This window comes from Dolichospermum sp. UHCC 0260 (assembly GCF_009711985.1).
Classification (GTDB): Bacteria; Cyanobacteriota; Cyanobacteriia; order Cyanobacteriales; family Nostocaceae; genus Dolichospermum; species Dolichospermum lemmermannii.
In genome coordinates this window covers 39,722-52,099 of sequence record NZ_VIKZ01000001.1, presented here as the reverse complement: position 1 = coordinate 52,099, position 12,378 = coordinate 39,722, and the positions used below count along the sequence as shown (strand labels likewise).

Below are 12,378 nucleotides of genomic sequence, written 5' to 3'. Positions count from 1 at the left end.
CAATTATTCTCTGTAAAATTCAAAATATTTTAATCCTTCTAAAATGCCATTTGCAAAGTGACTTTTTGCCAGATAGCGATTCCCTGGTGGGGAATTTTCATGCCAATCTAATATTTTTGGTTGGGCATTACCAACGATAATAGCGGGACAAAGCATATTTTCAAACATAGATAGATCATTACCTGAATCTCCGCAAATAAGAGTTTGTTCATTAGTAAAACCTAACCGTTGTTGCAGAAAAAGAGCAGATGCAGCTTTATTTGCTAATGCTGGTAAGATATCTAAAAATGCACCCCCAAAGTTATCTATCATTTGTACTGCTAAACCATGATTTTGCCAAATAGCTTTTAATCGCGGAAGTGTTACTGATAATCCTTTAGTATTAGTATAATAACTAACCTTAAAGTCCGTTTGTTCTAAGGGAGATTGGGGGACTAGGCAAGGAAATCGGCTGGTTATTTCTATTACTTGTTCTCTATCCCAACCCAGGGAGATTTTGTTTGTCCACTCAGAATCGGGGGTTTCACTGCCTGGGTAGTAAATTTCTGTACCCGTTGCCAAGACGAGTATATCAGGTTCTAAGAGTTCTTTTTGGGCGATCAGTTGTTGATAGAGCGGGAGAGATCGCCCTGTGGTGTAACAGATAACTGTACCGTCAATGCGGCGCTGTTTACTTAACCACTGATTTAACTTCTTTAAAGCTAGATCATCACCAACTAAAGTCTGATCTAAATCAGTCACAAATAAAAATTTTGCCACCAAAGTGTCGTTATATTGAACAACAAGGGAAAACCAAGGGTTATACCCAATTATTTGCGATTAATTCCATAGACGAAGAAGGACTAGCACCCCAAGAACGAGAAAAACTTTTAGATGCTTGGGAAAAACTGTTAAAAAACTGCGATTTAGTGGTTTTGGCGGATTATGGTCATGGATTAATTGATGCTGAAGCAATTGAATTAATTCAATCACAAGCACCATTTTTAGCCTTAAACTGTCAAACTAATAGTGCTAATTACGGTTATAACCTAATTAGTAAATATAAGCGAGCCGATACATTTTGTGTAGATGAACAGGAAATTCGTCTGGCATTTTCTAATCGTTATGGTAATCGAGAAGAGTTACTAAAACGGTTGCAATATCATTTAGGGGCGCAACAAGGTTGGTTAACTTTAGGATCTGCTGGTTCTTTGGGAATTAATACTCATGGAGAGATGGAAATTACTCCGGCCATGACACAACAAGTCAAAGATACCACCGGGGCTGGAGATGCCTTTTTTGCCCTAGCCAGTTTGAGTGCTAAGTTAGATTTGCCTGTGCAGTTAGGATCATTTTTAGGAAATTTGGCCGGAGCGATCGCTGCCAATGTTTTAGGAAATGAAAAGCCTGTAGACAAGGGACGCTTATTAAAGTTTGCTAAAACAATTTCCACATTTTAAAAGATAATTAAGGAGTAAATCAATGAATCCAATTCAACAAGTTTTAGTGACCGGTGGTGCTGGTTATGTAGGAGCTATTTTAGTTCCTAAACTTCTGCAAGCTGGATATGGAGTTAAGGTAATAGACTTGTATCTTTATGGCAAAGATGTATTAAATGCCGTTAAAGATCATCCTCATTTAGAAGAGATTGAAGGCGATATCCGCGATCGCCAACTTCTAGAAAAAATCATGCCAGGATGTGATGCTGTCATTCATTTAGCTTGTATTTCCAACGATCCCAGCTTTGAATTAGATCCAGACTTAGGCCGTTCGATTAATTATGATGCCTTTTTTGACTTAGTAGACGTTGCCAAAGATGCCGGAGTGAAGCGGTTTATTTATGCTTCTTCCTCCAGTGTTTACGGCATCAAAGAAATAGAAAATGTCACAGAAGACTTACCCTTAATGCCTTTAACAGACTATTCTCGTTATAAGGCTTTATGCGAAGAAGTCTTATTGAGTAAACGAGAACCAGGTTTTGTTACCTTAGTTTTGCGTCCTGCTACAGTCTGCGGTTATTCCCCCCGTCAGCGACTAGATTTAGTGGTGAATATTCTCACTAACCACGCAATTAATAATGGTAAAATTACAGTTTTTGGTGGTCAGCAAAAACGTCCCAATATCCATATTGAAGATATGACCGATCTGTATCTAAAATCTCTACAATGGTCAGATGAAGCGATTGACGGTAAAATATTTAACGCTGGCTATGAAAATCATACCTTGATGGAAATTGCCGAGATGACCCGTCAAGTAGTGGGAGAATCTGTAGAAATTATGACTACACCCACCGACGATCTGCGTTCATACCATATTTCTTCAGAAAAAATTAAGCAAGAACTGGGATTTGTCCCTGCACATACTATAAAGGAAGCGATCGAAGATTTAGCTTCAGCATTTAAAGCTAATCAGATTCCCAATTCTCTCACAGATACTCGTTACTATAACGTGAAAGTAATGAAAGAAATTAATTTCCGGTAAAACTTACCCCAAACAATCATCTGTAGGGAGGGAACAGGCCGTTTAACCCTACAGATAATGTGTAACGTTAAGGTTGGGAAAAGACCTGTTTTTAAGTATAAATCCTTCTACAAGAGATCGTATGTTAGCGATCAATGTAGAACCCGGTGTTGTCGCTTTTTATGAAGGAGAAAATACCTTTGATGAAGTACATAGAGGATTAATTGAAGAAGGATTTTGGCTATTAAGTCTCAACTTACAGAACCATTCTCGAATTAAGCAAAGCACCCGAAAAGCACTCTCTGATAAATTTGATCAGCAGCAGATTCCACCCATTCAATTTGATCAATTACCAGGGAGTCCTATAGTAGTGTGTTAATTCTGAATCCCTTATCCCATAAGACTTCATGCACAAAATGTGTCGCATATTTTTATGAGAAAGTGCCTGGAACAGATGCTTTCGGTGTAAACTACGGTAACACCAATAATTTCCCAGGAAATCGCTCCAAAACACACAAAATTAACATACTAGCTATGAACCCTATTTTGCAACAAATTCAACACCATGCTGCCGCTCTACCGATATCATCGCAAGCGGAGTTACTGAATTATGCTGTTTACTTAGAACAAAAAGCACGAGAAAAAACGCCTATCACTTCAAACCAAGCAAGGCGCGAAGGTTTGGCGCAAGCATTGACGCAGGCGGTGGCGTTAAATCCTTTTGCAGAAATTGCTGATCCAGTTGTTTGGCAGCGTGAACAACGTCAAGATCGCAATTTATTCGGGAGAGACAATGCTGATTGATAGCAATTTAATTATTTACGCCACTCAGCCGCCATATACGCAGTTGCGTAGCTGGTTGGTGAATTATGCCACGCATTATTCTGCGATTAGGGAACACCAAAAAATAAATTACCCAATTTTGTGGGATGGTCATCCTGCCCGTCCTTGATGATTAGCGGGCAATTCGTCCCGCACCACAAGAAATTTTTGGGTATTTTTTTAATTGGAAGTCCCTTAATCAGCTTCAGTAAACATCGCAATCAAGCGATTCGCTGGTTTAGCCATTGCCACATACAAACTTTTTGGTAAAGACCATTGATTACCGGGCTTATTGGGGTCAAGATAAAACTTGCATAAACCTTCAATAAATTGTTTCATTTTGGAGATTTCATAACCCCATGCTTTTAATGATGGTAAAACTTCCGTTTCTACTATTGTTAATAATTCATCTCGTTTGCTAGTTACTCTCATGGCATTAAAAATAGTCCATGCCATTTCTAATGCTTCCAGAGTACCATCATTACCTCCTTGATAAAACCATTCAATATCAAAATCAATCATTCGCACATTTCCCTGGGTATCAATCATTTCATTCCCAGTCCAGCGATCAGCATAAATAATTCCCTGTCTGTGAGCTAAATTCATTTCTTGTAGAACCTTCGGCAAAAATTTGACTTCTCCAGTTTCTAGAAATTCCAACAAAGTTTTCCCTGTTACATATTCAATCAGCATCCAATCTTGATCTGCATGGATTAATTTAGGAACTGGTAAGCCGACAGCTAATGCCCGTTTGATAAAATCAACTTCATCTCCAATATTTCTGAGTTTAAAAGAACCGCCATTTTGGATAAAGCCAGTGGCTTCATACATATACTGCATATAAGCATCACCAGCTTCAGTGGAAATATCCCGTCTGGCACGAAAAACGCAGCGATCTGTGGCTGTTGTAATCAATAAGATATGATTAAATAATCCTTCTGATTGGGGTTTTTCTATTGTTGCTGTTTTACCTCCAGGTAAATAAGCTAAAGCACTTTCCAATCCCTGAGCGATATTTGTTGGTAGTGTATTCTTTAAATTTTCTGCAATTGAATTTTTCATTAGCTTTAACCAATACTTAATTTTAAACTAATTGCTAAGAAATCAAAAAACTCAGCCAGAATTTGATCATAGTGAGAGGCAAATTCAAGCTGATTAATTTCCTCTCGACTAAAATAGGCTAATTTTTGTCCTTCGTGTAGGGTTATTTGAGAAATATCTAAATCCAGCCGAGTCCAAAAAATGTGTTCATCACATTCTTGCCAAAAATAAGACTTAAAGAATTTAATTTCGCCTAATTCCAGTTCCATTTCTTCAACTAATTCTCGGCGAATAGCTGCTTCTGCAGATTCATTTTTCTCTATATATCCTCCCAGGAATGCCCAAGTGTTAGGAAAAGGAATAGAGCTTTTATTATCTCGAAGTACAAGTAAAACTTGCTGCTGACTGTTGAGAATAATTATGTCAGCCCCTGGCGCTTCTCTCATTTTAACTCTAATTTAATAAACTTTAATTATTATATGATCAAGAACTAAAATTAGAAAAATAATCTTTATTCTTTAATGTTTTCATCAAAGGTCAAAAAGAAGGACAGCAAGTGGTAATTAACTCACTAATACCAAATTAAGATGAAACTGCATAGAATAAGATTTCAAGAATAATTGACCGCAGATAAACGCAGATGTAACCGCGTTAGCGGCTTCCCGTAGCTTGCGTGGCGTTCGCGGTAGCGTGCCGGAGGCATCAGCCATAGGGTATGCAGATAAATACGGATGAATTAATGGATTTCATGATTCTGTGCAGCCTTACATAAAATTGGTATAACTCACTTCCCTCTTTAAGCCGATTTAATTTTCAACAGTTGTCAGAGAAACTGCATTAACTTCAGTATCACTACTCAAAGATTTTGGTAAATACACTAGCATTGTCACCATTTTGGCAAACATAAATAATATAATGGATAGCCACAAAAGATAGTTGTTGTGAAAATACCAAGCTGCTATAGCTGATGGGATAAATCCCAAAGTAGCAGAGATCAAACTGACATTACGAACAATTTTCCCTTCTGCTAATCCTAAGAAATATCCTTCCAGCATTGAGGCAACAGAATTGAATATAAGTATGAAGCATAAACACCAAATATAGGTATCAATATGTTCAGTAATTTCCGTATGGTTGGTTAATATGCCAAAGACAGCCTGGGGAAAGAAAACACAAATTGTAGCTACAGTGAGTCCTATCAATAAGCTGCTGGCAACTGAAACTTTCAGCAAGGGTAACAATTTCTCTTTTGAATCTTTACCTTTCAAGTTTCCGCTTAAGGTTTCGGTAGCAAATCCCATTCCGTTAGTTAAGTAAACATTTAGATGTGTTATCTGTCCTAATAAAGAATTTTGGGTAAAGAGTATCGTTCCCATCATGGCACTCAGATTACTAAAAATAGTAAAGACAGACATCTCACTTATAGTTCTAATCAAGATATCTCTATTGAGAGCCAACATAGTTTTCAACTCTGAAAAATCCATGATTTGTGGGCTAACTGCGCGGATTTCTTGCCACTGAACTTTCCGACTAGCTAAGAGGATGCCGATAAACAACATTAAGTATTGGCTAGATGCTTGAGATACTCCAGCCCCTACACTATTCCAACCCCATTGAATAATAAATAAGTAGTTTAAAATTATATTGGCTGCATTGCCAATAACTGAAAGTACCACAACCTTACTATTCTCCTCTCGTCCCAGTAACCAACCAATGAGAACGAAGTTCAGTAAAACAGCAGGCGCTCCCCAAATGCGAGCATTGAAATAGTCAATGCCGGCAGCTTTAACATCAATATCAGCACTCAAGAGCGAAAAACCTACCTCTCGCAAAGGATACTGCAAAATTAACAGTACGATACCTAATCCCAAGGCGATTAAGCCATTGCGTAGTCCCACTAGCAGTGCAGCCTCTTGATCATCTGCTCCCACAGCTTGAGCGGTTAACCCAGTGGTTCCCATACGTAAGAACTCAAGAATCAAATAGACGAGGTTAAACAAGATATTAGCTATGCAAACCCCTGCTAAGGCATCAATTTCTTGCAGATGACCCAAAAAAGCTACACTGATTAAACCCGCTAGAGGAATCATCAGGTTTGAAAGAATATTAGCGATCGCAAGACGGTAGAAACGAGGGAGAAAGTCATACTGTTCTGTTCGTGTTAAGTTCATGAGTTAATTCAGTATTTAGCTTACTGGTTGGATTTTAGACCGAGTTGAGTCGAGATATAGACGAATTTGTTACCCGCTTGAGTTCCTCGATTCTTAAGTCCTCATCAGCAGTAGAATTGTCAACAAAGGTATTTTCTTGCCCATAATTAACACTTAGGAGTGCAGGTTCTGGTATTTCAGTATCCGGTATTAAATTATCAACAGAGCCACTTATCTACCCATTATTACTACCTTGAAGCAGTGGTTCTCCTGAAACTGGATCTAGCTGTGTGCCATTCCCAACAAACGCGCTCTGTAACGCGTTGTTAACAACTTCCTCTGCTGGTTCTGGTGTTACCATAGCTGGTGTGCCATCCTCAACAGAATCTATTTGCCCCCCGTTATTGCCATTTGGGGTTGATGTTTCTGGTAAAACAGGGGATTGTTAATCGCCAAAAGCCTGAAACGACGGATTTTCGTTCATGCACATCATGGTTAATTTGTACAGTGCGTAAGTCCTAGTAACAATCTTTTTCCCCATAAATCTGGTTTTCCATAAATCTGGTTAGTTGGGTTTCTGGTTTCATATCTAGCATACTGGAAATTGGTGTAGGAAAATCTATTTGGTATAAAGCTAGTTCCCATTCAAACTAACTTTTTGAGCATTCAAACTAAATAGACTGTTGAGGAACTGTAAGATCCACCAATTTGATAGCCTCTACAATTTCCCTGACAGGAGGACAAGATAGCTAGAAGGTAGATAAGGCAAGCTCCATAGCTCTTTGCCCTTTGATGTAATCCTTCAAACGATAGCGGCTAAATCGCATTAGTTCTTCTATACTTTTTTGGAACATTTGATGTACCCCACGTCAAAAATCTCAACTTACTGATGGGGATGTAGAAACCCCATCTTCAACGAAGTAAGATGGGGTAGTTTATGTAATGTTACGCATTTATGGCCAAAATAGCAAAAGTTTTGATTGGAGTTAATTGATTGTCGGAATTGCTCTTATCAACGAGTCCCAAGCCATTTATAGTTGAAATTATCTGTTAATGCTTAAAAAATTGTGAAAGCTATTACTTTACTGGGTTCTACTGGCTCAATTGGGACGCAAACCTTAGATATCGTCTCTGAACACCCCGATAAATTCCGCATCGTTGGATTGTCCGCTGGACGGAATGTGGAGCTATTCGCGGCGCAAATTCGCCAGTTTCGTCCCCAAATTGCCGCCATTTCTGCTGCTGAAAAGTTACCGGAACTCAAAGAAGCCATTAAAGACTTAAATCCTCAGCCCATTTTACTGGCTGGGGAAGCGGGAGTCATAGAAGTTGCTCGTTATGGCGATTCTCAAACAGTAGTTACTGGTATTGTTGGTTGTGCTGGCTTATTACCGACCATTGCAGCTATTGAAGCGGGGAAAGATATTGCTTTAGCCAATAAAGAAACTATCATTGCTGGCGCTCCTGTGGTGTTACCTTTGGTGAAAAAACACGGGGTGAAACTATTACCAGCAGATTCCGAACATTCTGCTATTTTTCAATGTTTGCAAGGTGTTCCTAAAGATGGTTTACGGAAAATATTACTTACTGCTTCCGGTGGTGCTTTTCGAGATTGGCCTGTGGAAAAGTTACCAGAGGTAAAGGTTGCTGATGCTATTAAACATCCTAACTGGTCAATGGGGCGAAAAATCACGGTAGATTCGGCAACTTTGATGAATAAGGGTTTAGAAGTAATTGAAGCTCATTATTTATTTGGAGTAGATTACGATAACATCGAAATTGTCATTCATCCTCAAAGTATTATTCACTCGTTAATAGAATTACAAGATACGTCTGTTTTAGCTCAACTTGGTTGGCCAGATATGCGTTTACCTTTGCTTTATGCTTTATCTTGGCCGGAGCGAATTTACACTAATTGGGAAAGATTGAATTTAGTTAAATCTGGTGATTTAACTTTCCGTGAACCAGATCATCACAAATATCCTTGTATGGGTTTGGCTTATGCTGCGGGTAAGGCTGGTGGTTCTATGCCGGCGGTGTTGAATGCGGCTAATGAACAAGCTGTGGCGTTATTTTTAGAAGAGAAAATTCACTATTTGGATATTGCTCGCTGTATTGAATTTGTCTGCGATCGCCATCAAAATGATAACACACAAAATCCCTCTTTAGATGACATTTTAAATGCTGATAAATGGGCTAGACAAGAAGTTTTCACAGCTATGAAAAAGGTAGCAACTCAACCACAGATAATTTCTGTTGGTTAAAAGTTAGCATAATCCTACACTGTACCGAATAGGATTAGTGTAGGATTATATTTTATCTATTTTCTTGGGTTACTCTAGAGATACACCTTATTGTTTATCAAAAAAATGCCAATATAGTTTTGTAGTTGTAATTTTTAGCTTTTCGTCTACCGTTAATTAACCCTTGCACCTAATAAATGTTTGCTGCGTCAAATCAACTGCTATGGTCTATGATAGGCTTGCTCCTCACAATGGGTGGTACTTTTCTAGAAGCCTATGGTATTACCGCACCTTGGAACTGGAGTCAGCACGGAATTGGGACCTTTTCATTAGGTGTCAGCTATCAAATTGGTGCAGTGCTGTTAGTAGGCTGTTTAGGAGGTCAAAATGCTGGTGCGCTCTCGCAAATTGCCTATTTAGTCATGGGATTAACCTTACTGCCAGTATTTGCCGAAGGCGGCGGTATCGGTTATGTTAAGCTATCTCAGTTTGGCTATTTGTTGGGTTTTATTCCCGGAGCTTGGATTTGTGGTTATTTAGCCTTTAAAGCTAGACCTCGGCTAGAAACTCTGGCTTTTAGTTGTTTTTGTGGCTTATTCACTGTTCACATCTGCGGTATTGCTTATTTAATTATTAGTTATATTCTGCCTTGGAAAGGAACAGAAAATTTATCCCTAATTCAAGCTATCCTCAAATACTCCTGCTTTGCACTACCAGGGCAACTAGTAGTTGTTTGTGCTGTCACCATAGTAGCTTATCTGCTACGACATATAATGTTTTATTAGTCATTGGCCATTGGTCATTGGTCATTGGTTATTGGTCATTGGTCAGTAGCAAAGAAGAACAACTGACAACTAACAAAGAACAACTGACAAATTTATTATGCGGATAAAAAATCGCTTCTTCTGGATTGCTGCTTTGATAGCATTTTTATTAGACCAATTGACAAAATACTGGGTAGTGCAAACCTTTAACCCAGGACAAACACTGCCCTTACTCCGGGGGATATTTCATTTCACTTATGTTACTAATACAGGTGCAGCTTTTAGTTTATTAAGTGGCAAGGTAGAGTGGTTACGGTGGCTATCTTTAGGTGTAAGTTTAGTATTAATGACCATTGCATTATCGGGACCATTGTTAAGTTTTTGGGAGCAATTGGGTTATGGTTTGATTTTAGGAGGAGCAATGGGCAATGGTATTGATAGATTTGCCTTAGGGTACGTCGTTGATTTTCTCGATTTTCGATTAATTAATTTTGCCGTATTTAATTTGGCTGATTCTTTTATTAGTATTGGCATTGTCTGTCTGTTAATTGCTTCATGGCAACAAACACCAAGTAATTAAAATTTTTTATGAGTTCCCCCCAACCTCCTCAAAAACCAACAACTCTACTTGGTCAAGTGACTCAAGCAGTAAGTACTATTCAAGCTAGAGTAAGTTCTTCCATAAAGCTCAAACCCAACGCTAAAGTACCAAAACTGTTAGTACATGATGCCGGGGCAAATACAAGGGAAGAACATAATCTGTTAGGCGATCGCCATATTCTCGGACGTAGTTCTAAATCTTGTGATTTCGTCGTCCGTAACCAAGTTGTCAGCGCAATTCACCTCTCACTCTCGCGGGATTCCACCCAAAACACTTCCGCTTTCACCATCAAGGATGAAAACTCCACCAACGGTATTTATCTGGGCAAAAGGCGGATAAATGCTCTAGAACTGCGTCATGGTGATGTTATTACCTTGGGACCCCCTCAACTAGCTGCTTCTGTGAGTGTGCAATACATAGACCCACCAGATTGGTATGTAAAAGCTGCTACTTGGACAGCCTATGGGATCGGTGGTGTTACAGTTTTGATTGCCTTGTCCATAGGTGTAGAATGGATGAAATTTTCTGTCAGACCCTTACCTACAGCGACTAAAGCCCCTGTGGTTGTTTATGCCCGTGATGGCTCAACCCCACTGCGTGAGCCGCGAAATATCGCTCACACAGACCTGAAAAAAATATCTGACTTTGGACCATATTTGGCCTCTGCTGTTGTAGCTTCCGAGGACAGTCGTTATTATTGGCACTTTGGGGTAGATCCCTTGGGTGTGTTGCGAGCCGTACTGATTAACAGTCGTAGCGGCGATGTCCAACAGGGAGCAAGTACAGTTACCCAGCAAGTAGCTCGGAGTTTATTCCGTGAATATGTAGGTAGTCAAGACTCTTTAGGACGGAAAGTAAAAGAAGCTGTCGTCTCCCTCAAGTTAGAAACTTTTTACAGTAAAGATGATATTTTACTAACTTACTTAAATCGAGTCTTTTTAGGCGCAGATACTTCCGGTTTTGAAGATGCAGCTAAATATTATTTCAACAAATCAGCCAAAGAATTAACTCTGGCCGAAGCAGCAACCTTAGTAGGGATTTTACCTGCTCCCAATGCCTTTGATTTTTGTGGCAGTGGTCCGCGGAAACTCGGAGCAGCCGATTATCGGAATCGAGTCATTAAGCGACTGCTGGAAATGGGTAAAATCACCCAAGAAGAAGCCAACCGCGCCCGTCGTTCTACCGTCCAAATTAGCCCTAAAGTTTGTGAAAGACAAGCCAAAACCATTGCGCCCTATTTTTATGATTACGTCTTTCAAGAACTGACATTAAGACTAGGTCCGGCAGCAGCAAGAGAAGGTAACTATATCATTGAAACCCAACTTGATCCAGCTATCCAAGCCAAAGCGGAAACAGAGTTAAAAAATTCCATCACCAAAGACGGCTCGAATTTTGGTTTTTCCCAAGGGGGAATGGTGACTCTCAACGCGAAAACTGGGGGTATTGTCGCGATGGTAGGAGGGACTGATTACAGAAAAAGCCAGTTCAATCGCTCTGTGCAAGCCCAACGTCAGCCAGGTTCTACGTTTAAAATTTTTGCTTACACTGCGGCCATGGAAAAAGGGATTTCCCCATATAGAAGTTATTCTTGTAGTCCTTTAACTTGGCAAGGTTTTACTTATAGACCCTGCCGGTCTGGCGCTGGTGGTAGTTTAGATATAGCAACTGGCTTGGCACTTTCAGAAAACCCCATTGCTTTGCGGGTAGCAAAAGAAATTGGCTTGAATAAAGTAGTAGATATGGCGCAGCGGTTGGGTGTGAAATCTGATCTGGAGGCAGTTCCAGGCTTGATATTAGGTCAAAGTGTCGTTAATGTTTTAGAAATGACCGGGGCATTTGGAGCAATTAGCAATCGTGGAGTGTGGAATCCTCCTCATGCTATTAGTAAAATTCGAGACAGTAGTGATTGTAAGGATCTTAAAGATCTACAAACCTGTCGGGTAATTTACTCTTTCGATACCGATCCAAATGGTAACAAACGAGTTATCAAAAAAGAAGTTGCCAATCAAATGACTACTTTGATGCGGGGAGTAATTACTAATGGTACAGGTCGTAGCGCCGCTATTGGTTTAGGGGAAGCAGGTAAAACCGGGACAACGAATAATAATGTTGATCTCTGGTTCATTGGTTTTATTCCCAGTCGTCAACTTGTCACCGGCATTTGGCTAGGAAATGATAATAATTCCCCTACATCTGGCAGCAGCGCCCAAGCGGCACAACTTTGGGGTAATTATATGGGGAAAATTACTAAATAATTAAAAATTAATAATTAAAAATTAAAAAATTGGATTCTTCTTTTTTAATTTTTAATTTTGCAT

At 39.4% G+C, this 12,378-nt stretch carries 13 protein-coding genes; 8 read left to right on the top strand and 5 right to left on the bottom strand.

Annotated features, from left to right (window positions below; all coding sequences use genetic code 11):
* Positions 1–3: 3 nt before the first annotated feature.
* Complete coding sequence (locus FJR08_RS00300; protein ID WP_323294417.1) at positions 4–741, bottom strand: sucrose-phosphate phosphatase; 738 nt, start codon at positions 739–741, stop codon at positions 4–6.
* Between the two features lie 11 nt (positions 742–752).
* On the opposite strand from FJR08_RS00300, the gene FJR08_RS00295 reads away from it, so the two are divergent.
* The 4 genes from FJR08_RS00295 (at position 753) to FJR08_RS00280 (ending at position 3,243) form a co-directional block, all read left to right on the top strand.
* Complete coding sequence (locus tag FJR08_RS00295) at positions 753–1,439, top strand: PfkB family carbohydrate kinase (RefSeq protein WP_254435653.1); 687 nt, start codon at positions 753–755, stop codon at positions 1,437–1,439.
* 22 nt (positions 1,440–1,461) lie between these two features.
* On the top strand, positions 1,462–2,460 hold the full coding sequence (locus FJR08_RS00290) for an NAD(P)-dependent oxidoreductase (protein ID WP_015078133.1): 999 nt from the start codon (positions 1,462–1,464) through the stop codon (positions 2,458–2,460).
* A gap of 121 nt (positions 2,461–2,581) precedes the next feature.
* Positions 2,582–2,818 carry a hypothetical protein gene (locus FJR08_RS00285; RefSeq protein ID WP_015078134.1) on the top strand — a complete coding sequence of 79 codons (237 nt, stop codon included), beginning with the start codon at positions 2,582–2,584 and terminating at the stop codon, positions 2,816–2,818.
* A gap of 62 nt (positions 2,819–2,880) precedes the next feature.
* Entirely contained in the window at positions 2,881–3,243 is a 363-nt protein-coding gene (locus tag FJR08_RS00280; RefSeq protein ID WP_235081910.1) for a DUF2281 domain-containing protein, read from the top strand.
* Between the two features lie 213 nt (positions 3,244–3,456).
* Here FJR08_RS00280 and FJR08_RS00275 read toward each other — a convergent pair whose 3' ends face one another.
* The 4 genes from FJR08_RS00275 to FJR08_RS23890 all read right to left on the bottom strand — a co-directional run bounded on the left by FJR08_RS00275 (position 3,457) and on the right by FJR08_RS23890 (position 6,813).
* Positions 3,457–4,323 (bottom strand): protein kinase, encoded by an 867-nt coding sequence (locus tag FJR08_RS00275; protein WP_015078136.1) that lies wholly within the window; start codon positions 4,321–4,323, stop codon positions 3,457–3,459.
* Positions 4,324–4,328: 5 nt separating this feature from the next.
* The gene (locus FJR08_RS00270; RefSeq protein WP_015078137.1) at positions 4,329–4,748 is read right to left on the bottom strand and encodes an NUDIX domain-containing protein; all 420 of its coding nucleotides are present in this window, start codon (positions 4,746–4,748) and stop codon (positions 4,329–4,331) included.
* Positions 4,749–5,108: 360 nt separating this feature from the next.
* Entirely contained in the window at positions 5,109–6,473 is a 1,365-nt protein-coding gene (gene gntT / locus FJR08_RS00265; RefSeq protein WP_015078138.1) for a guanitoxin biosynthesis MATE family efflux transporter GntT, read from the bottom strand.
* A 214-nt stretch (positions 6,474–6,687) separates the two neighbouring features.
* Positions 6,688–6,813 carry a hypothetical protein gene (locus FJR08_RS23890; RefSeq protein WP_256369513.1) on the bottom strand — a complete coding sequence of 42 codons (126 nt, stop codon included), beginning with the start codon at positions 6,811–6,813 and terminating at the stop codon, positions 6,688–6,690.
* Between the two features lie 706 nt (positions 6,814–7,519).
* Between FJR08_RS23890 and FJR08_RS00260 the strand changes: the two genes are divergently transcribed.
* From FJR08_RS00260 to FJR08_RS00245, 4 genes are all read left to right on the top strand, one after another.
* A complete protein-coding gene (locus FJR08_RS00260; RefSeq protein WP_015078139.1) occupies positions 7,520–8,716 on the top strand; it encodes a 1-deoxy-D-xylulose-5-phosphate reductoisomerase in 1,197 nt (398 codons plus the stop codon).
* Between the two features lie 176 nt (positions 8,717–8,892).
* Entirely contained in the window at positions 8,893–9,480 is a 588-nt protein-coding gene (locus tag FJR08_RS00255; RefSeq protein ID WP_015078140.1) for a biotin transporter BioY, read from the top strand.
* A 97-nt stretch (positions 9,481–9,577) separates the two neighbouring features.
* Positions 9,578–10,039: a signal peptidase II gene (lspA, locus tag FJR08_RS00250; protein WP_015078141.1), complete on the top strand. Its 462-nt coding sequence runs from the start codon at positions 9,578–9,580 to the stop codon at positions 10,037–10,039.
* 8 nt (positions 10,040–10,047) lie between these two features.
* On the top strand, positions 10,048–12,315 hold the full coding sequence (locus tag FJR08_RS00245) for a transglycosylase domain-containing protein (protein WP_168631785.1): 2,268 nt from the start codon (positions 10,048–10,050) through the stop codon (positions 12,313–12,315).
* Positions 12,316–12,378 lie beyond the last annotated feature (63 nt).